Here is an 18,502-nt window from a genome sequence, read left to right as displayed (position 1 = left end):
GATGCCCGGGGGGAGCGGCACTTCCCCCCGGGACGCGTGAGGAGAGCCCGGGACGGCCACGCCCGGCCTCCCCGCACGACGGACGGACTACAGCCCGTACTCCTTGACGATGCGCTCGTGCCGCTCGACCTCGACGTCCACCTCTCGCGCCAGGTCGAGCCAGGCCAGCGGGTGCGACCAGCGCTCCGTGGCGTCGTCGAGCAGGGCGTCGACCTCGACCGCCGACACGTTCGGCGGCACCGCGACCCAGCCGAACACGCCCGGCAGCGGCTCACCCGTCGTCGGATGGGTGATCTTGTAGTTCTCGTCGCTGTAGACCCACATGGGCCAGCCCCGCTCGGCCATCACCTCGGTGAACTCGGCCCAGTCGGACTCGCTCGGCGCCGCGCCGTCGAAGAAGTAGCTGGTGTAGCCGCCGGGTCGCAGGATGCGCACCGCCGCGAACGGCGGCACGAAGCTCTGCTGCTCCTCCGGGTCGTCGGGCACCGGCTCCAGCAGTTGCGGGTCGAACACGACGAGGTCGCCGGCGTTGTAGTCCATGCCGCGGGGCTGCGGCAGGGCCAGCCGGGCGGTGGCGGGGCCGGTGCGGATGGACAGCACCTGTCGCTGGCCGCCGTCGGGCGCGGGGAGGATGACCCGGATCAGGCCCATCTCCTCCTCGATCGGGCCCGTGGCCGACTTGATCGGCATGCCGATCTTGGCGGCGCCCTTGCGCACGGTGTCCCAGTCCTCGGCCGAGGTGGCCATGACGATCATGCGCCAGGTGTCCTCCTCGGTGAGCTCGTCGATGACCTCGGCGAGCACCTGGGCGCCCCTGGCGTTGTCGTCGAGCTGCTGGGCGGCGCCGGAGACCAGACGGCGGGCGTCGAGGCCGGCCCCGGCCGCCAGAGCGTGCTCCGCCTCGTCCAGGGCCTGCTGCCAGCGCTCCCGCGCGCTGTGCAGGCGGGCCAGCGCGAGGTGCTGCTGGTCGTGGGGCAGCATCGCGGCGAACTGCTCCAGCCGCTCGTCCTGGCGGGCCTCGACCAGCAGCGTGGTCAGGTAGGCCAGGTCGTCGGCGGTGGCGGAGGCCACGTCACCGGGCTCCACCAGCAGCTTCCAGTAGAGGTCGACGCCGGTCGCGGGGTAGCCGAGGTAGCCGAGCGTCGTGGTGTGCCGGCGCGTGGTCTCAAGGTCCTGGCCCGACAGCGGGGCCAGCCAGCCGGCCCACCGCTCGGGGTCGGCGTTGTGGCCGTCGGCGGCGTCGAAGTAGGCGACGCGTTCCTCGACGGGCCCGGGCGCCTCGGGCTCGGGGGTGGCGTCGGCGGCGGCGCGCAGCGCGGCGATCCGCTCGGCCAGGCCGGAGGCGTCACGCAGCTCGGCGGTGCCGGACTCGGCGAGGTCGGCGAGCAGCCGGGCCTGCCAGACGCCCTGGCGGCCCAGGGCGAGGTCGCCGGCGACCAGGGCCAGCTCGACCCGGGCGCGGTAGGCGCCCATGGTGGCGAAATAGTCGATCCACTGGCGCAGCACGCGGCCGAGCTGCCAGGTGTTGGTGATCTGCGAGGAGCCGGCGAGCAGCCGGACGGCCTGCGACCACTCGACCCAGGAACCGGGGTGCTCGCCGACCACGTCGAGGTCGGGCAGCGCGTCGACGGCCTCGGCGACACGGCCGAGGGTGGCGAGGATGAGCGCCCGGCGCACGCCGTCACGGCGGTCCTTGGCCACCGGGTCGTCGGCCTGGAAGTCGGCCGCCGCCTGCAGCGCGGCCAGCGCGTCCTCTGCGCGGCCCGCAGCCAGCAGCGCGCGGGCGCTCTCGGCGCCGAGCTCCCAGCTCGCCTGCCGGCCGGCGCCGGTCAGCGCCTCGACGGCGGACTCGGCGTAGGTGACGGCTTCGCCGGGTCTGCCCGCCTCGACCAGGGCGGCGACGTAGGGGGTGACGAGGCCGGTGTAGGCGGGGTCGGCCGGGGTGACGCCCTCGATGACGGCGGCCAGCGTCTCCAGCCGCTCGGTGGCGTAGCCGGGGCCGTCGGTGTTGGCCCAGGCCAGGGCGAGCGTCTCGACGGCGGCCGGGGCGGCCGGGCAGTCGCGCACGTCTTCGCGCTGGGCGAACGCCAGGAGCTGCTCGGCGTCGTGGAGGGCGACGGCGCCCTGCGCGCGGTCGGCCAGCCGGCCGACCAGGTGCCAGTAGCGGGCGTAGAACTCGAGCCAGGGCAGCTCCAGGGCCTCCGCCTGCTGCGCGATGGCCGGGGCCATCACGTCCAACTGCGGGTAGCGCCCCTCGTAGGCCTGCGCGGGGAGGTCTCCCAGCGCCATGGCCAGGCCCACGTTGCCCGCCTCAGAAAGCTGCTGCTGGGTTTCGCCGACCCAGGCCCAGATGTCCACGTCCATGGCATGTCAGTCTGCCAGGTCAACGACCCTGCCCAAAACGCAGAAGCTCGATGAGCTCGTCCGATTCATGCTCGTTAAGCACGGAAAAGACCGGTGCCAGGAGGTCGTCCGTGGCCTCCTCGACGGCCGCGCGGCGGGCGATCAGCTCAGGGCTGATCCGCGGGTACGGCTCAGGCCACTGGAAGAACCGCGCGACCGTCTCGCCGGAGGAGGCGCCGAACGGCGTGCCGGAGTGGCCGGTGGCGAGGATGGCCTCCAGCGGCCGGAGCCCGGCGGCCAGGACCGCGTTGGCGTGCAGGCCGCCGCGCAACTCGCGCAGGACGTGCATGAGCTGCGCGGCCCGGGCGGGCGCGTCGCCCGGCAGAGGGACGGCCCGCCAGCCCGCGAACAGCGGCGCCCCGGCGGAGGACGCCTGCCCGACGACCGGTTCGAGCAGCTCGGCGAGCCGGGCGCAGCCGTCGTGGCCGCCGAGCCTGCGCCGCCCCCAGTCGTGACAGGCCCCGGCGTAGAGCTCGACGGCCTGGTCCACGGGCAGCTTGCGTCCGCCGTACCAGCTCTCCTCGACGTGCGCGGGCGGGAAGAAGACGGCGACGGAGGTCACCACGTCGGCGTCGCACTCGCCGAGGACGCCGCACCTCCCGCGGAAGTACAGCTCGCGGGGGCCGAGGCCGTACTGCTCACAGAGGGCCTTGGCCTCGCGGGAGACCATGAACCCGCCGCCGAGCCGGCCGATCGGGTCCTTGACGAGGCGCGCGGTGGTGCGTGGGTCTGCCATGTCCACCCCTTCTCGGTTCGGAAAGCAGACCCAGAATCTCTCAGGAGAACATCATTCTGCAAGCGTGAGTTCGCCGGACGCGACGATGACCGCCGGACCGGACAGGTAGCTGGTGCGCTCGTCCAGGACGACGCCGAGCGTGCCGCCCGGCACCTCGACGGTCCAGGTGCCGGTCGTCTCCTCGCACAGGGCGGCGGCGGCCACGGCCGTCGCGACCGCGCCGGTGCCGCACGAGCGCGTCTCGCCCGACCCGCGCTCGAAGACCCGCATCACCGCCCGCGAGGGACCGACCGCGTTGAACAGCTCGATGTTGACGCCGCCCGGGAAGACCCCCGGGTCGAAGCCCGGCTGGTGGCTGAGGTCGAGCTGGGTGACGGGGTCGCCGATGGCGCAGGCCAGGTGCGGGTTGCCCATGTCGACGTGCAGGCCCTCGTAGTCCTGGCCGGCGACGCTGGTGAGGCTGCGGCCGTGCACGACCGGCTTGCCCATGTCGACGGTCACGTCGCCCGAGACGTCGAGGCGGACCCTGCGCGGGCCGCCCCTCGTCGCCACGGCGAACTCGCCCGGCTCGGCCAGGCCCGCCTCGACGAGGTAGCGCGCGAAGACGCGCACGCCGTTGCCGCACATCTCGGCCATGCCGCCGTCGGCGTTGCGGTAGTCCATGAACCACTCGGCCTCGCCCGCCTGGTCGGACACCTCCGGGCTCACCTTGGCGCGCACGACGCGCAACACGCCGTCTGCGCCGACGCCCGCCCTCCGGTCGCAGATCCGGGCGACGGTCGAGGCTGACAGATCCAGCTCGCCGTCGGGGTCGGGAAGGATGACGAAGTCGTTCTCGGTGCCGTGGCCCTTCAAAAACCGCATCTTGACATGCTATCCACTCTGTGCGCCGGTGATCTCGGCGAGGGCCCGGTCGAGCAGGTCGGCGGCGTCGTACGGCAGCCAGCGCACCCGCGGGTCACGGCGGAACCACGACTCCTGGCGGCGGGCGAAGCGCCGGGTGGCCCTGACCGTCTCCTCGAACGCCCGCTCCTCGGTCCACTCCCCCGCCAGGAAGCGCAGGACCTGGGCGTAGCCCAGGGCACGGGAGGCGGTGCGGCCCTCGGCCAGCCCCTGCCCGAGCAGCGACCGCACCTCCTCGACGAGGCCGGCGGCCCACATCCGCCCGACCCGGACGGCGATCCGCTCGTCCAGCTCCGGCCGCGGCACCTCCAGCCCGATCTGCACGCTCGGGTAGACGGCGTCGTAGGACGGCATCGTCGCCGAGAACGGCCGGCCGGACAGCTCGATGACCTCCAGCGCGCGCACGATGCGCCGCCCGTTGCTGGGCAGGATCGCCGCGGCGGCGACCGGATCGCGGTCGCGCAGCCGGTCGTACAGGGGGGCGGGGCCGGTCTCGGCCAGTTCGGCCTCCAGCCGCTCCCTGACGGCGGGGTCGGTGCCCGGGAACTCCAGGTCGTCGATGGCCGCCCGGACGTACAGGCCGCTCCCCCCGACGAGCACGGGCACGGCGACGGCGTCGAGCAGCGGCCGGACCAGCTTCTGGTACTCGGCCACGCTGGCCGTGACCGTGACGTCCCAGATGTCGAGCAGGTGATGGGGCACTCCGCGCCGCTCGGCGAGGGTCAGCTTGGCCGTGCCGATGTCCATGCCCCGGTAGAGCTGCATGGAGTCGGCGTTGACGCATTCGCCCCCCAGGCGGAGGGCGAGGTCCACGGCGAGATCGGACTTTCCGGCCGCGGTGGGCCCCACGACGGCGATGACTGGCTGGCGCACACCGACAAGTGTGTCAACACTCCGGCCATGGTCGTACGGCCGCCGGTGCTCACAGGTCGAGGAGCGTCGGCTGCAGGTAACCCTCGTGGGTGAGCAGCCGGCGCTTGGTCTCCACCCCCTCGCCGCCGCTGAAGCCGCCCAGGCCGTTGCCCGCGACGACGCGGTGGCAGGGCACCACGATCGGGATCGGGTTGGAGCCCATGATGGAGCCGATCCCGCGCGCCGGAACGGTGGAGCCGCTCCGCGCGGCCAGCTCGCCGTAGGTGACGGCCGTGCCGTACGGAACCCGGTGCAGAGCCTGGAGCACCAGGCGTCGGGTGCCTGAGGTGAGCCGCCAGTCGATCGGCGTCTCGAACACCCTCAGCCGGCCCGCGAAATAATCGTTCAGCTCGGCGACGGCGAAGGCCGTACGATCCGGGTCATGAACCTCTGCCAGGCCGAGGCCGCGCCCGGTCAGGCGCTCCCGCGACCCCCAGCCGGAGGCCACCAGCCCCTGCTCGGTGACGGCCAGCACGAACGGCCCCACCGGCGTCGGCACCTCGGCGAACGCGACCGTGGTCATCGTGTCCTCTCGTGAGCTCGTGGTGTTCGGCACCGCCAGCGCGGTCCCTACCCGTCACCGTAACCACAACGGGTAGAAGTTTCTTTCGAGCTACACCGACGGACGAGCCGGTGATGAGCTGCGGAGGCGTCTCGAAACGGGCAGACTGAAGGTGTGAACTCTCGGTCTCGATACGCAAGCCGTCGGTCGTATCTCGTTCCCGCTCGTCTCGACGAGCTGGTCGGGCCGGTCGCCGGCGTGGTCGAGCTGCCCACCCGCCTCGACTGGTCGGAGCAACGCGTTTACGACCTGGATGACGATGCCCAGCTGGGCCTCATGTACGAGCGTGTCATCCGGGAGGCGGCTCACATCGATGACCTGCGTACCTACCTGAACGCCGCAACCTTGATCCGCGTCTGGCCGCGTCTCTTCCTCCCCGTCCTGGCGAGGCAGACGTGGGAAGCCCGTTTCCGTCATCTGGTGCGGGCGGCGTAGCCACCATGGACCCTCTGCACGAACGGGCCACCAAGATCGGGTTGATGGCTACCGAGCGTTTCGGTTTCGCACTCGCAGGCGGTTATGCCGTGCAGGCTCACGGATTCCTCACCCGACGTTCAGAGGATGTGGATCTCTTCACGTCGGCCGGAGGAGACTTCGACCTCGCAGTGCGCGTGGCCTTGACGGCATACCGAGAAGCCGGCATGAAGGCTGAGATCACCCAGGAGGGTCCCGGCTTCGCCCGCCTCCTGGTCACTGATGATGTGGGGCGTTCTGTAAAGGTCGAGCTGGGAGTCGACTGGCGCGCCCACCCGCCGGTCCGGTTGGAGATCGGCCCTGTTCTGCACCAGGACGACGCTGTTGCGAACAAGGTGGCCGCCCTCTACAGCCGGGCCGAAGTCCGTGACTTCGTCGACGTCGACGCAGTGCTGCGCAGCGGCCGTTACACCCTGGACGAGCTGAGCCGACTCGCTGCCGAAGCTGATCCCGGCTTCGACAAGGCCATGTTCGCGATAGCTCTGTCCGCTCTCAGCCGGATCCCTGATCAAGCACTCGCTCACCATGGTCTGACGGCCGACGACATCACAGAGCTCCGCGAGCGTTTCCAACGCTGGGCACAGTCTGTCGACTCAGAGCATTCCTGACGCCGCGTCGCAGGAATCGCCACATAGCCGCATCGAACGTCTAGCATCACGCTCGTGTCAAACCGCGAGCTCGTAGTCCTCGGCACCTCCAGCGCGGTCCCTACCCGTCACCGTAACCACAACGGCTACCTCCTGCGCTGGGACGGACAGGGGTTCCTGTTCGACCCGGGCGAGGGCACGCAGCGGCAGATGGCGCACGCCGGGGTCAGCGCCAACGACGTGCACTGGCTGTGCGTGACGCACTTCCACGGCGACCACTGCCTCGGCGTGCCGGGCATCGTGCAGCGCATCGCCCGCGACCGGGTGCGCCATCCGGTCAGAGCGGTCTTCCCCGCCTCCGGCCAGACGTACTGGCGCAGGCTGCGGCACGCGGCGGTCTTCGCCGACACCGACGTCATCGCCGAACATCCACTCAGCGGCGAGACGGCCGAGGTGGGGGTGCTGACCGCCCGCCGCCTGTCACACCCGGTCGAGTCGTACGGCTACCGCATCCAGGAACCGGCCGGCCGGCGGATGCTGCCCGAACGCCTGGCCGCCCACGGCATCCGCGGCGCCGAGATCGGCCAGTTGCAGCGCACCGGCTCGGTGCGGGGCGTGCGCCTGGAGGACTGCAGCGTGCCGCGGCCGGGCCAGAGCGCCGCCTTCGTCATGGACACCCGCCTGTGCGACGCCGTGTTCGAGCTGGCCGCGGGCACCGACCTGCTGATCATCGAAGCCACGTTCCTGTCGAGCGAATCAGCGCTCGCCAAGGAGTACGGCCACCTGACCGCAGCCGAAGCAGGCCACGTCGCGGCACAGGCCGGAGCCCGGCGCCTGGTCCTCACCCACTTCTCCGAACGCTACGGCTTCACCGACGAGCCCGCCTTCCTGGACGACGTACGACGCCACTACGACGGCGAGGTGTTCCTGGCCCGCGACTTCATGACCGTCCCGGTGCCCAGACGCGCGGCCACCAGCGCGCCAGAACGACGTCGATCTGACAGGTGACAGCTCGCGGAACCGCATCAACGGGAACCAGACCCAGAGTGCGGCCAAGCTTCTTTCGGACTCGGATCGCGCGACTCTTCTCAAGAAGTACCCCGAGTGGGCTGCACGAATTATGGACCCGGATAGGGCTGGCGAGGTGACCGAATCGGAGCAAAGCTCTCGCGATGACGCGTCTGCCATGGCCTACTGCCCCGGCTACGACCGCTACATCAACTACTACTCTGTCTCGGGACAGAAAGTCGCGGAGCGGCATCACAGCCTTACCTACTGCATCCCCGATGGGACTACGGAGGTGCAGCGGACTGGTCGCAAGACCTACCTCAAGAACGCAGTAGACAACTGGGAGTGGGGCACCTACAGGACGAGCGACGAGGTCGCAACAACACCACCTGGTATAGTTCCGCATTTCAGGAGCCGATCCGCCAATGCGTTCTGGACTCTTCCGTACGGCCTAGGGCACTACCCGTACAGCAAGTTCGCGGCAAACGGAAAGACCAAAAAAAGTGAACTACTACTATTACTACAGCGTCTAATATTCCGACAATAGGTCCGCCCTAGAGCTGCAGGTCGGACGCACGGGAGGATCATGCCTATCCTAATCGGCCTTGGGGCCGGACTTCTAACGATGATAATCGCTGGAATCCTCCTAACAGGCCTAGGTAACCTGGGTTCCTTGGAACTGGCGCTCATCCTCCTGGTCGGCCTTGTGGCCGGCGTCCTTGTTGGCTTCTGGGATGCTCGCCGCAGGCGCCACAGGAGCACCTAGTACGGCAGCCGCTGTTCGCAGCGCGAATTACGGTGAAGCACTGCCCACCATTGCAATCTTGTGATGGGAATGCCGTTTCAACGAGGGCAGCCGCTCATATGCCTGTGTGAAGAGCACAAGATCGTAAGCTGCTGCTGCTGCTTTCATCATGAAGGCGGCGAGTGCGGCGGACTACGGCGCGCCGCTGGCGGCGGGACAGAACGGCCCAGTTAGATCACCAGTGAGGGGCTACTTGGTGAGCCTCTCGTCGCGCCGATTCAGAACGGGCGGCACAGATCATGCGCGTCGCATGATCTACACGTGTTTCGCTCCGGGTCGGCTGCCGCAGTACCGGGAGATACCGCGTCGGCAGTGAGCTCACAATGCTCGGCTACCGGGGGCACTTCATCGACCAAGAGCCGTCGATACTCCACGATGCTGGGCGCTCTCCGCCTGGCCCGTGCGGAACACCGCGCCGCACGGGCCAAGACGCTCTCCGAGTTCCCGGATCACCGGAACAGCAAACGATCATCGTTTCAGAGTGGCGGTACGCCGGGAGCGGCCTGCTCGACGGCGAGGCGTACTGGGCCGAGATGGTCCGGCAACGGATCACCGTGGCGCGTAGGATCACACGCGGCCAACGAGAGATCGTGCAGGCTAGCCCTGCTGAACCTCCGCCATGAGCATGCGCAGGGTAAGGCTGTGCTTCTCGGGCGGAAGCTGGTCCAGAGCCGCCCGTGCGTAGGCAACCCCTCCCGCCCGGTCGCCGGCGCGCGCCATCATCAAGCCTCGGTGCATCTCCAGGTAGGTGGCGAACCTCGGCAACGTCGAGGGCAGGTTCTTCGCGGCGACTTCCTGTGCGTGAAGCGCTGTCCGCTCATCGCCGAGACGGGCCGCCAGAAGGCTGATGAACACGTTCATCCGCCACAGCGGAACCGCATAGTCGGACTCCTGCTCCTCCGACCCGGCGATGTCGAAGACCCTGTGCGCCTCCTCAAGAAGACTGCGGGCGGCCATGGCGTCGCCACGGATGGCTGAGACGTGCGCCTTACCCACCAGGGCGTTGAGCCTGCCGAGAGATGGCTTCTCGGCGATGGCGAGTGCTTGGTTGGCGAAGGACTCAGCCACCGAGAGGGATGCCCCTTCGTAGCCGAGCGCGATGGCCGCCCGGCCACGCACCCACACGCGGGCCATGTCGTCGTCGGAGCGGTCTGCGGCCTGGGCGGCCATGAGGTACCAGTTGACGGCCTTGGACCCGTCAGCGCCCGGGAACGTCTTGCCGTACAGGGTCATGAGCTTGGCCGCCACTTCCCAGATGCCGGGAAGATCAAGCTGCTGTTGCAGCACGACAAGATCACCGGCAAGGCGGCGTTGGATCTCGGTCGCTCCCAGTGACATGTAGTCGCTGCCGTACTTGACGAGCTTGGCGTGCCAGTGGTCGAGGCTCGGCCGCTTGGTGAGCGCTGCGGCGAACCCGTGCTCGATGATGTCGGAGGCCGCCACGGGGGCGATGGCAAGGGCGGCAACGTCGGTGAGGAAGGTCCTGCGCTTCACGGGATCGTTCTCCAGTGCCGTGAGGGGTACCTCGAGGACTGTAGCCAGATGTTTCAGCCAGAACGGGCCGGGGGTTCGTTTCCCGCGCTCCCAGCGCGACACGTCCTCTCGCGTGACGGTGGCATGCTGGGAGACTTCGCAGAGCTTGGCGGCCAGTCGTCCCTGAGACCAACCGTGCGTTAAGCGGAGCTCACGAATCAGGCTGCCGTCCATACGGACAGTATGCTCCGCCAGCAGCTCGGCACCTTGTGACCGCAACGCCGTTCGCCATGCTGGCCCCCTCCTGGCCCCTAACGTGACCCGCATCTGGCCCCTTTTCAACCCGGTGGCGGCTACTTCGTTGGACGCGGCATGCCGGTTTGCTGATGACGTCTACGCATAGTCATCCGATCTGCACACGGGGAAGGCATGCTTCTCAAGCCGCCGGTGATCGCGTTCTCTCCCGCTCAAAACGCACATGCCCTGCGTCGGGCTCTGGCTGAGCACGACATCGAGTCCGACGTACACGACGGGTACGGGCTCGCGTTGGTGTCGGTGTGGGTCGGACTGGTGGTGTGGTGCGATGGCGTCTGGTTCTGGTGGCGCGTGGGCTGGGACGAGCGACGCAAGCGGGTCGTCTACGCCCGTCACCCGGCGGCTGAACCGGCGCGGGCTGCTCGGCGGGTGGCCTTCCGCTCCGCCGACTTGCGGCAGAACCATCCGCGCTCAGAGCTGATCGCCGGTCTCGCCTCGTCCTCCCGACCGGGAAGTGAGAGCATCAGGTGAGCACGTCGTGGTCATGGTTGGGGTGCCGGGTGGCGATCGTGGAGATGCTGCATAGTCCGGCGCGAACACGTGACTTCGACCGGCTGCTCCTCGGGCGGTGCGGCACCGTCGCGGGTGTCCTGCGCAACGGCACCCTGGCCCTGGTCGCGTTGGACGGAGCGGACGACGAGTTGCCGGGCGGGGTGCGGCGCTGGTCCGTCCATTGGGATGACTTGGACATCGACACGACCGCGGACGGCTGGGAGAAGCTTGCCGAGAGCTACGGGCTCGGGCTGTCCGGCCCTGATCGGGAGGCGGTATACCACGCCGTACCCGCCGATTGGAAGATCAGCTTGTGTGGCAAGCCGGTGCGCCACTTGTCCATCCTCGGCTGGCCGATGCCGTTCGCTCCCACGGCGACACGCGCATGTCGCGCCTGCTTGCACCTGGCGGAGCAACCGCCACATCAGGCGTCGGTGCGCGCGTCCTGATGCAGCCCTGAGCGCTCTGTGCGTGGCCGGTGCATCCACGGCCCGCGACTTCATGACCGTCCCCGTACCCGGACGCGCGACGGTCTGAGGTGCGACGGCCGGGGTGCGCCTACCGGTACGGGTCGCGGCCTTCGGCGATCGCCCTGATGAGGGTGCGGGCGTGCTCGGCCACGGCCTGGTGCAGGCCGTGGCCGAAGCTCACCCTGGCCACGCCCAGCTCGGCCAGCCTGGGAAGGGACGGGACGCCGGGCCGGAACAGGATGTTCACCGGCGCCGCCACCTCGGCCACCAGGAGTCCGATCTCCTTCTCGTCGCCGAGCCCGATCGGGTACACGCAGTCGGCGCCCGCGTCGAGGTAGCGGCGGGCCCGGTCCACGGCCGCCGCACGGGTGCCTTGCCGGCTGTAGGTGTCGATCCGCGCGTTGATCACCAGGTCGGTGCCGGCGGCCTCCCGGACCGCCGCCAGGAAGCGGGCCTGCTTCCCGGCGTCGACCAGCTCGCCGGTACGCGGGTCGGAGTCCTCCAGGTTGCAGCCCACGGCGCCCGCCTCGCGCAGCCGCTCGGCCAGCTCGGCGGGGTCCAGCCCGTAGCCGCGTTCCACGTCGGCCGTGACCGGGACGTCGACACGCCTGGCGATGCGGGAGATCGCGGCCATCATCTCGTCGACCGGAGTCGCCTCCCCGTCGTCGTGGCCGAGGACCCTGGCGACCGCCGCGCTCCCCGTGGCCACGGCCGGGAACCCGGCCGCCACCACGGCGGCGGCCGAGGCGGCGTCCCAGACGTTCGGCAGGATCACCGGGGTGCCCGGCACGTGCAGCGCGCGCAGGCGGGCGGCGGGCTCAGTCGTCATGCGGACGACCTTAGGGGGGACGTGGTCCGGCCTACAGGTCCAGTCGGGTCTCGAACCGCTGAGCCACTTGCGGGCACCGTGCGGTCAGCAGCCGCTCTTGGCGCACTGGCCGGCGACCTCGCCGGCGGGGCCGTCAGCCGCGCCGTCGGCGGTGCCGTCCGTGCCCGTGTCGTCGCCGCTGTCCTGGGCGGGGGGCGTGCTGGGCCTGCTCACGTTCGTGTTCTTGGACTCGGCCGCGCCCTTGCTGTCGGTGCCGGCCGCGCCGGTGCGCGAGCCGGTGCCGCCGTCGGGCACACCGCCGCTCGTGTCGCCGCGTGGCGCGTCACCGGAGGTGTCGCCGTCGGACGCGGTGTCGTCCTGGCCGGCTTCGGCGGGGGTGCCGTCGCCGGGCTCCTCGGTCACGGCGTCGCCCATGGTGGCGTCTCCGTCGTCGCCCAGGTCCTCGCCCGGCCCCTCGGCCGTGCCGGGGCCCTGGCTCTGCTGGCTGGGCCCGGCCGGCTGGACCGGGTCCGTGCCTGCCATCGAGAAGCCGATGCCTCCGGCAACGAGCACGCCCGCGAGCGCCGCGGCGGCGATGGCGACGGTTTTCTTGCTGGCCCGTTTCCTTGTGCGGGGGGCGCGGGACTCGTCGCCCGGCCCGGTGAGGATCTCCTGGCGATCCGGCTCGGTCGGATCTTGCATGGTGTGACAGCTCCCTGCGGTCGTATCGGGGAAAGCTCGCCGGCTTCCGCGGGTGATGGACCACACTAACCGCAGAAGCGGAATGCTCGCACACGCATCACAAAGGAATCACAACTTGTCCCCCCATATGCGCATTCGCCCAGGTCGTTGGGATCGCCTGGCTCCCGTGGCGGGCGTGACCGGCGTCCTCTTGATCGCCGGAGCCGGGGTTTTCCTGGCGTTCACCGGACCGTCGAGGCCGGAGCGGGAAAAGGCGCCGGCATTCGATCAGGTAACCCGGCTTACCCGTCGTCCAGGCGTCCCCCAGGCTCCCTCAGGCTCACCGTCCCTGCCGCCTCCCGGCTCACCGTCCCCGCCGTCTCCCGGCTCGGCGGCACCGGCCGGCCAGGCCGGCGTGCCGTCCCTCCGGCCGCCGGGGCCACGCTCCGGCTGGCGGCAGCGCGTGGCCCCGCCACCCACCCCCGACGGGACGGCGCCGCCCGCCGACCGGCTCGTGCGGGGTCCACGGGAACCGCACCCGGCCGCCACGGGCCTGCCGCCGCTCCCGCTGGGAGGCGTACGGCCGGAACCGGCGATGCCGCACCCCGCGGACACCCCGCAGCGGCGAACCGACACCGGCCGGCGGTCCGCGGGCGCCGTCTCGCGGCCCACGGACACCGTTTCGCAGCCCACGGGCGCCGGCCGGGGACGGGCGAACACCGACCCGAGCGCGGCGGCCGGCGCCGCCGACGCGGCACGGCGCGGTGGCCCCGCGCGGCGGAGCGGCCCGGAACGGCCCGTGGGCGGGCGCCCGTCACTGACACCGCCCCCCGGGGACGTCGCGCCCGACGGGCGTGGAGCGCCGCACGGGCGTGGAGCGCCGCACGGGCGTGGAGCGCCGCCGGGGCCGCCGGCCCACGTGGGCGCGAACCCGTGCGCCACCTTCCACGACCTGCGCCGGCAGTACTGCGAACGGCTCCTCGGCGGGTGAGCCGGCCCGTCAGGCCGAGCAGCCGCCGGCGGCCGGAGCGGCCGCGGGGGCCGGGCGGCCGACGGACGGCATGCCCAGCAGCACCCCCTTGCCGGACGACGGAGCGCCCTGCCGTGCCTCCCAGGCGTCGCCCGCCCGGGTGCGGCGCAGCCCGAGCAGCGCCCCGTCGGCCACCAGGTGGTGCGGCGCCGCGTACGTGACCTCGACCGTCACCATGTCACCGGGCCGGGGCCGCTCGTCGCCCGCCGCGAAGTGCACGAGCCGGTTGTCGGCGGCGCGGCCCGACAGGCGCCGGGTGGCGTCGTCCTTGCGCCCCTCACCCTCGGCGACGAGCACCTCCAGCGTGCGGCCGACCTGCTTCTTGTTCTCCGCCCAGGAGATCTCCTCCTGCAGCGCGACCAGGCGCTCGTAGCGCTCCTGGACGACCTCCTTGGGCACCTGGTCGTCCATCGTGGCGGCGGGCGTGCCGGGGCGGACGGAGTACTGGAAGGTGAAGGCGTTGGCGAACCGGCTCTCCCGGACCACGTCGAGCGTCGCCTGGAAGTCGTCCTCGGTCTCGCCGGGGAAGCCGACGATGATGTCGGTCGAGATGGCCGCGTCGGGCATGGCGGCGCGGACCCGTTCGATGATCCCGAGGTAGCGCTCGGCCCGGTAGGAGCGGCGCATCGCCTTCAGGACCCGGTCGGAGCCCGACTGCAGGGGCATGTGCAACTGGTGCATGACGTTGGGCGTCTCGGCCATCGCGGCGATCACGTCGTCGGTGAAGGCCGCCGGATGCGGTGAGGTGAACCGCACCCGCTCCAGCCCCTCGACCGAGCCGCAGGCGCGCAGCAGCTTGCCGAACGCCAGCCGGTCGCCGAACTCCACGCCGTAGGTGTTGACGTTCTGGCCGAGCAGGGTCACCTCCAGGACGCCCTGCTCGACGAGGGCGCGCACCTCGGCCAGGACGTCGCCGGGCCGGCGGTCCTTCTCCTTGCCGCGCAGCGACGGCACGATGCAGAAGGTGCAGGTGTTGTTGCAGCCGACCGAGATGGCGACCCACGCGGCGTAGGCCGACTCGCGCTTGGTGGGCAGCGTGGACGGGAAGACCTCCAGCGACTCCTTCAGCTCGACCTGGGCCTCGCCCTGCACGCGGGCGCGCTCCAGCAGCACCGGCAGCGCGCCGATGTTGTGCGTGCCGAACACGACGTCCACCCACGGCGCCCGGCGGACGATCTCGCCCTGGTCCTTCTGCGCCAGGCAGCCGCCCACGGCGATCTGCATGCGCGGGTTTCCCGCCTTGGCGGGACGCAGGTGGCCGAGGTTGCCGTAGAGGCGGTTGTCGGCGTTCTCCCGCACGGCGCACGTGTTGAACACGACCACGTCGGCGTTGTCGCCGTCGGCCGCGCGCACGTAGCCGGCGTCCTCCAGCAGGCCCGACAGCCGCTCGGAGTCGTGCACGTTCATCTGGCACCCGTACGTGCGCACCTCGTACGTGCGGGGGCTCTCCTGGGTCACAGTCATCGCACGTTCCAGGGTAGTCCTTGCCCGGCGCGGGTCGGCCTGACAGCGGCGAAACACCAGCTTGACGGCCGGATGTGATCGGATCGGTACCGCTCGGTTAGTGACCAGCGCCCTAACGACCCCTAGGTTTTGACCCATGACGGACAACGGGGACGCCGCTCCGCTGGTGCAGCTGGAGCACGTCAATAAATACTTCGGGGCGCTGCACGTCCTGAAGGACATCAATCTGACCGTCTCCCGTGGCGAGGTGCTGGTCGTGATCGGCCCGTCGGGCGGCGGCAAGTCGACGCTGTGCCGGACGATCAACCGGCTGGAGACCATCGACGAGGGCCGGATCGTCTTCGACGGCCAGCCGTTGCCCGAGGAGGGCAAGGCGCTGGCGAAGCTGCGGTCCGAGGTCGGCATGGTGTTCCAGTCGTTCAACCTGTTCGCCCACAAGACGATCAGGGAGAACGTCACGCTGGGACCGATGAAGGTGCGTGGCCAGGGTCGCGACGCGGCGGACAAGCGGGCCATGGAGCTGCTGGAACGGGTGGGGATCGCCGCGCAGGCGGACAAGTACCCCGCGCAGCTGTCGGGCGGCCAGCAGCAACGTGTCGCGATCGCCAGGGCGCTGGCCATGGACCCGAAGATGATCCTGTTCGACGAGCCGACGTCGGCGCTGGACCCCGAGATGGTCCAGGAGGTGCTCGACGTGATGATCGGGCTCGCTCGTGACGGGATGACGATGATGGTGGTCACGCACGAGATGGGATTCGCCAGGAGGGCCGCCAACCGCGTGGTCTTCATGGCGGACGGCCAGGTCGTCGAGGAGAACACCCCCGACGAGTTCTTCACCAACGCCCAGACCGACCGGGCGAAGGATTTCCTTTCGAAGATCCTCACCCACTGAAGCGCGCAGGAAGATTGAGGTAAGCACCATGCAGATACGCCGAACGGGGGCCGTGTTCGCCATGGCGGCCATGGCGGCAGGCCTGGCCGCCTGTGGCGGCGGCGACAGCTACGCCAACGCGCTGGAGAAGGTCAAGGGCGCCAAGGAGATCACTGTCGGCACCAAGTGGGACCAGCCCAGCATCGGCCTCAAGAAGGGCACCGCCGACCCCGAGGGCTTCGACGTCGACGTCGCCAAGTACGTCGTCAAGGAGCTCGCCGGTGGCCAGGACGTGAAGATCACCTGGAAGGAGGCGCCCTCGTCCAACCGTGAGGCGCTGCTCCAGAACGGCACCGTGGACATCATCTTCGCCACCTACTCCATCACCGAGGCGCGCAAGCCCAAGGTGACCTTCGGCGGGCCGTACATCATCGCCCACCAGGACACGATGGTGCGCGCGGACGCCGCCGGCATCGCCAAGGCGACCGACCTCAAGGACAAGAGGATCTGCCAGGCGCAGGGCTCCAACTCCTACAAGCGGATCACCGACCCGCCGCCGGACGGCAAGCTGGGCCTGCCCGCCAAGCTGGTCGGCGCGAGCAACTACTCCGAGTGCGTGCAGAAGCTGAGCGGCGGCAACCTCGACGCCGTCACCACGGACAACCTGATCCTGGCCGGCTTCTCCGCGCAGGAGCCGGGCAAGTACAAGCTCCTCAACGACCCGTTCACCGACGAGAAGTACGGCGTGGGCCTGAAGAAGGGCGACAAGGCCACCTGCGAGGCGGTCAACGCCGCCATCACCAAGATGTGGCAGGACGGCACCGCCAAGCAGCTGCTCGAGAAGTGGTATGGCAAGACGGGGATGGAGTTCCCCACGTCCGCACCACCGGCCGAGGGTTGCGCCTGATCCTCACGAGTGCGGCGGCCGGTGATCCGGCCGCCGCCGCCGTTCTCACTGGTGGAGCACAATGGACGAACTAATCCAGTACGGGCCGGAGCTGTTCTCCGGCTTCCTGAAGAACCTGCTGCTCTCGGTCCTGATCGGGTTCTTCTCGCTGGTCGTGGGCACGATCCTGGCGGCCATGCGGGTCTCCCCCACGCCGGTGCTGCGCGCGGCGGGCGCGACGTACGTCAACGTGCTGCGCAACACGCCGCTGACGCTGGTGCTGGCCTTCTGCTACCTCGGGCTCAGTGACACGCTGGGACTGATCTTCTCGACCGAGGTGCCGCTGACCAACTCGTTCTGGCTGGCGGTGCTGGGCATGTCGGCCTACACCTCGGCGTTCGTGTGCGAGGCGCTGCGCTCAGGCGTCAACACGGTGCCGATGGGGCAGGCCGAGGCGGCGCGGGCGATCGGGCTGACGTTCTTCCAGTCGGTCCGGCTGATCATCTTCCCGCAGGCGTTCCGGGCCGTCATCGCGCCGCTCGGCAGCGTGCTGATCGCCATGATCAAGAACACCACGGTGGTGGCCGCGGCCGGCTACACCGTGGACGTGGCCGCGGTGATGAGGGAGACCTTCGACACCACCGGCGTGTCGATCCCGATCTTCATCGGCATCGTGCTCGCGTTCCTGGTGGTGGTCCTGCCCATCGGCTGGTACACCGGATGGCTGTCGAAGAGATTGGCGGTGGCGCGATGAGCGCGGTCAACGTCCTGTTCGACGCACCGGGCCGGCGCGGGCGGCTGCGCAACAACCTGCTCACCGCAGTCTCCGCGGTCGTCCTGCTCGCGATCGTCGTCTGGGCGGTGCTCAAGCTCGACGAGAAGGGGCAGTTCGACTGGGCGATCTGGGAGCCGTTCCTCACCGCCGAGGTGTGGCAGGGCTACCTCATCCCCGGCCTACTGGGCACGCTCTACGCCGCAGTGCTCGGTGCGGTGTTCGCGCTGGTGTTCGGCGCGGTCTTCGGCATCGCGCGGCTGTCGGACCACCGGTGGATCAGGATGCCCGCCGGGGCGATCGTGGAGCTGTTCCGTGCCATCCCCCTGCTGCTGCTGATCTTCTTCATCTGGTTCCTGGCGCCCAACGTGCTCGGCGGCGGCGACTACGCGCTGTTCGCGATCGTGCTGGGCCTGACCCTCTACAACGGCTCGGTGCTGGCCGAGGTGGTGCGGGCCGGCATCCTGTCGATCCCCAAGGGCCAGTCGGAGGCCGGATACGCGATCGGCCTGCGCAAGAGCGGCGTCATGCGGCTCATCCTGCTGCCGCAGGGGATCACCGCGATGATGCCGGCCGTGGTCAGCCAGCTCGTGGTGCTGCTCAAGGACACCGCGCTCGGCTACTTCATCGTGTACACCGACCTGCTCAACATGGGCTTCAAGACCCTTCCGTCGGCGTACCCGGGCACGAAGCTGACCGCGGCGGTCGTCATCGGCGTCATCTACATCGCGATGGCCATGGCGCTCAGCGCGTTCGCCACGTGGCTGGAGAAGCGCAGCCGCCGCAGCCGTAAGACGGCGGCCAAGCCGGTGGCGGTCTCCGCCGTCGAAGGGCCGGGCGGCACCTGACC

General features: G+C 70.1%; 18 protein-coding genes. 9 read left to right on the top strand and 9 right to left on the bottom strand.

Features of this window, described 5'->3' with window-relative positions; all coding sequences use genetic code 11:
* Positions 1-87: 87 nt before the first annotated feature.
* Genes ACGF0J_RS21505 through ACGF0J_RS21485 form a run of 5 tightly spaced genes read right to left on the bottom strand, consistent with a single transcriptional unit; the run spans position 88 to position 5,477 of the window.
* On the bottom strand, positions 88-2,364 hold the full coding sequence (locus ACGF0J_RS21505; RefSeq protein WP_393148375.1) for a tetratricopeptide repeat protein: 2,277 nt from the start codon (positions 2,362-2,364) through the stop codon (positions 88-90).
* Between the two features lie 19 nt (positions 2,365-2,383).
* Entirely contained in the window at positions 2,384-3,139 is a 756-nt protein-coding gene (locus tag ACGF0J_RS21500; protein ID WP_393148373.1) for a hypothetical protein, read from the bottom strand.
* Positions 3,140-3,190: 51 nt separating this feature from the next.
* Positions 3,191-4,003 carry a diaminopimelate epimerase gene (gene dapF / locus ACGF0J_RS21495; RefSeq protein ID WP_393148371.1) on the bottom strand — a complete coding sequence of 271 codons (813 nt, stop codon included), beginning with the start codon at positions 4,001-4,003 and terminating at the stop codon, positions 3,191-3,193.
* 9 nt (positions 4,004-4,012) lie between these two features.
* Positions 4,013-4,915, bottom strand: a complete 903-nt coding sequence (gene miaA / locus ACGF0J_RS21490; RefSeq protein WP_393148370.1) for a tRNA (adenosine(37)-N6)-dimethylallyltransferase MiaA — start codon at positions 4,913-4,915, stop codon at positions 4,013-4,015.
* A 49-nt stretch (positions 4,916-4,964) separates the two neighbouring features.
* Entirely contained in the window at positions 4,965-5,477 is a 513-nt protein-coding gene (locus ACGF0J_RS21485; RefSeq protein ID WP_393148368.1) for a methylated-DNA--[protein]-cysteine S-methyltransferase, read from the bottom strand.
* Between the two features lie 153 nt (positions 5,478-5,630).
* On the opposite strand from ACGF0J_RS21485, the gene ACGF0J_RS21480 reads away from it, so the two are divergent.
* From ACGF0J_RS21480 to ACGF0J_RS21470, 3 genes are read left to right on the top strand one after another with little or no spacing between them, the layout of a single operon-like run.
* Positions 5,631-5,951 carry a hypothetical protein gene (locus ACGF0J_RS21480; protein ID WP_393148366.1) on the top strand — a complete coding sequence of 107 codons (321 nt, stop codon included), beginning with the start codon at positions 5,631-5,633 and terminating at the stop codon, positions 5,949-5,951.
* Between the two features lie 5 nt (positions 5,952-5,956).
* A complete protein-coding gene (locus ACGF0J_RS21475) occupies positions 5,957-6,598 on the top strand; it encodes a nucleotidyl transferase AbiEii/AbiGii toxin family protein (RefSeq protein WP_393148364.1) in 642 nt (213 codons plus the stop codon).
* A gap of 54 nt (positions 6,599-6,652) precedes the next feature.
* Positions 6,653-7,585, top strand: a complete 933-nt coding sequence (locus ACGF0J_RS21470) for a ribonuclease Z (RefSeq protein ID WP_393148362.1) — start codon at positions 6,653-6,655, stop codon at positions 7,583-7,585.
* A gap of 1,402 nt (positions 7,586-8,987) precedes the next feature.
* Here the strand turns inward: ACGF0J_RS21470 and ACGF0J_RS21465 are convergent.
* Complete coding sequence (locus tag ACGF0J_RS21465; protein WP_393148360.1) at positions 8,988-10,097, bottom strand: helix-turn-helix domain-containing protein; 1,110 nt, start codon at positions 10,095-10,097, stop codon at positions 8,988-8,990.
* Between the two features lie 195 nt (positions 10,098-10,292).
* On the opposite strand from ACGF0J_RS21465, the gene ACGF0J_RS21460 reads away from it, so the two are divergent.
* A complete protein-coding gene (locus tag ACGF0J_RS21460; protein WP_393148358.1) occupies positions 10,293-10,649 on the top strand; it encodes a hypothetical protein in 357 nt (118 codons plus the stop codon).
* 29 nt (positions 10,650-10,678) lie between these two features.
* Positions 10,679-11,119 (top strand): hypothetical protein, encoded by a 441-nt coding sequence (locus tag ACGF0J_RS21455; protein WP_393148356.1) that lies wholly within the window; start codon positions 10,679-10,681, stop codon positions 11,117-11,119.
* A gap of 109 nt (positions 11,120-11,228) precedes the next feature.
* On the opposite strand, the gene ACGF0J_RS21450 is transcribed toward ACGF0J_RS21455, so the two are convergent.
* The 3 genes from ACGF0J_RS21450 to miaB form a co-directional block, all read right to left on the bottom strand.
* A complete protein-coding gene (locus ACGF0J_RS21450) occupies positions 11,229-11,969 on the bottom strand; it encodes an isocitrate lyase/phosphoenolpyruvate mutase family protein (protein ID WP_393148354.1) in 741 nt (246 codons plus the stop codon).
* A gap of 84 nt (positions 11,970-12,053) precedes the next feature.
* Positions 12,054-12,650, bottom strand: a complete 597-nt coding sequence (locus tag ACGF0J_RS21445; protein WP_393148352.1) for a hypothetical protein — start codon at positions 12,648-12,650, stop codon at positions 12,054-12,056.
* A 979-nt stretch (positions 12,651-13,629) separates the two neighbouring features.
* On the bottom strand, positions 13,630-15,123 hold the full coding sequence (miaB, locus tag ACGF0J_RS21440; protein ID WP_393148350.1) for a tRNA (N6-isopentenyl adenosine(37)-C2)-methylthiotransferase MiaB: 1,494 nt from the start codon (positions 15,121-15,123) through the stop codon (positions 13,630-13,632).
* A gap of 136 nt (positions 15,124-15,259) precedes the next feature.
* On the opposite strand from miaB, the gene ACGF0J_RS21435 reads away from it, so the two are divergent.
* The 4 genes from ACGF0J_RS21435 to ACGF0J_RS21420 all read left to right on the top strand — a co-directional run bounded on the left by ACGF0J_RS21435 (position 15,260) and on the right by ACGF0J_RS21420 (position 18,500).
* Positions 15,260-16,015 carry an amino acid ABC transporter ATP-binding protein gene (locus ACGF0J_RS21435; protein ID WP_393148348.1) on the top strand — a complete coding sequence of 252 codons (756 nt, stop codon included), beginning with the start codon at positions 15,260-15,262 and terminating at the stop codon, positions 16,013-16,015.
* 28 nt (positions 16,016-16,043) lie between these two features.
* The gene (locus ACGF0J_RS21430; protein WP_393148346.1) at positions 16,044-16,901 is read left to right on the top strand and encodes a glutamate ABC transporter substrate-binding protein; all 858 of its coding nucleotides are present in this window, start codon (positions 16,044-16,046) and stop codon (positions 16,899-16,901) included.
* A 61-nt stretch (positions 16,902-16,962) separates the two neighbouring features.
* Positions 16,963-17,634 (top strand): amino acid ABC transporter permease, encoded by a 672-nt coding sequence (locus ACGF0J_RS21425; RefSeq protein ID WP_393148344.1) that lies wholly within the window; start codon positions 16,963-16,965, stop codon positions 17,632-17,634.
* A complete protein-coding gene (locus ACGF0J_RS21420; RefSeq protein ID WP_393148342.1) occupies positions 17,631-18,500 on the top strand; it encodes an amino acid ABC transporter permease in 870 nt (289 codons plus the stop codon). Before ACGF0J_RS21425 ends, ACGF0J_RS21420 begins: the two co-directional genes overlap by 4 nt.
* Positions 18,501-18,502: the final 2 nt, after the last annotated feature.

The sequence above is a fragment of the Nonomuraea sp. NPDC047897 genome (assembly GCF_043204415.1).
Classification (GTDB): Bacteria; Actinomycetota; Actinomycetes; order Streptosporangiales; family Streptosporangiaceae; genus Nonomuraea.
This window is presented reverse-complemented; position numbering and strand designations above follow the sequence as displayed.

Coding starts and splice junctions, on each gene's coding strand:
- miaB (WP_393148350.1), bottom strand. CDS start 15,123: ATGACTGTGACCCAGGAGAGCCCCCGCACGTACGAGGTGCGCACGTAC.
- ACGF0J_RS21430 (WP_393148346.1), top strand. CDS start 16,044: ATGCAGATACGCCGAACGGGGGCCGTGTTCGCCATGGCGGCCATGGCG.
- ACGF0J_RS21425 (WP_393148344.1), top strand. CDS start 16,963: ATGGACGAACTAATCCAGTACGGGCCGGAGCTGTTCTCCGGCTTCCTG.
- ACGF0J_RS21500 (WP_393148373.1), bottom strand. CDS start 3,139: ATGGCAGACCCACGCACCACCGCGCGCCTCGTCAAGGACCCGATCGGC.
- ACGF0J_RS21505 (WP_393148375.1), bottom strand. CDS start 2,364: ATGGACGTGGACATCTGGGCCTGGGTCGGCGAAACCCAGCAGCAGCTT.
- dapF (WP_393148371.1), bottom strand. CDS start 4,003: ATGCGGTTTTTGAAGGGCCACGGCACCGAGAACGACTTCGTCATCCTT.
- ACGF0J_RS21445 (WP_393148352.1), bottom strand. CDS start 12,650: ATGCAAGATCCGACCGAGCCGGATCGCCAGGAGATCCTCACCGGGCCG.
- ACGF0J_RS21450 (WP_393148354.1), bottom strand. CDS start 11,969: ATGACGACTGAGCCCGCCGCCCGCCTGCGCGCGCTGCACGTGCCGGGC.
- ACGF0J_RS21460 (WP_393148358.1), top strand. CDS start 10,293: ATGCTTCTCAAGCCGCCGGTGATCGCGTTCTCTCCCGCTCAAAACGCA.
- ACGF0J_RS21420 (WP_393148342.1), top strand. CDS start 17,631: ATGAGCGCGGTCAACGTCCTGTTCGACGCACCGGGCCGGCGCGGGCGG.
- ACGF0J_RS21475 (WP_393148364.1), top strand. CDS start 5,957: ATGGACCCTCTGCACGAACGGGCCACCAAGATCGGGTTGATGGCTACC.
- ACGF0J_RS21485 (WP_393148368.1), bottom strand. CDS start 5,477: ATGACCACGGTCGCGTTCGCCGAGGTGCCGACGCCGGTGGGGCCGTTC.
- ACGF0J_RS21435 (WP_393148348.1), top strand. CDS start 15,260: ATGACGGACAACGGGGACGCCGCTCCGCTGGTGCAGCTGGAGCACGTC.
- ACGF0J_RS21465 (WP_393148360.1), bottom strand. CDS start 10,097: ATGGACGGCAGCCTGATTCGTGAGCTCCGCTTAACGCACGGTTGGTCT.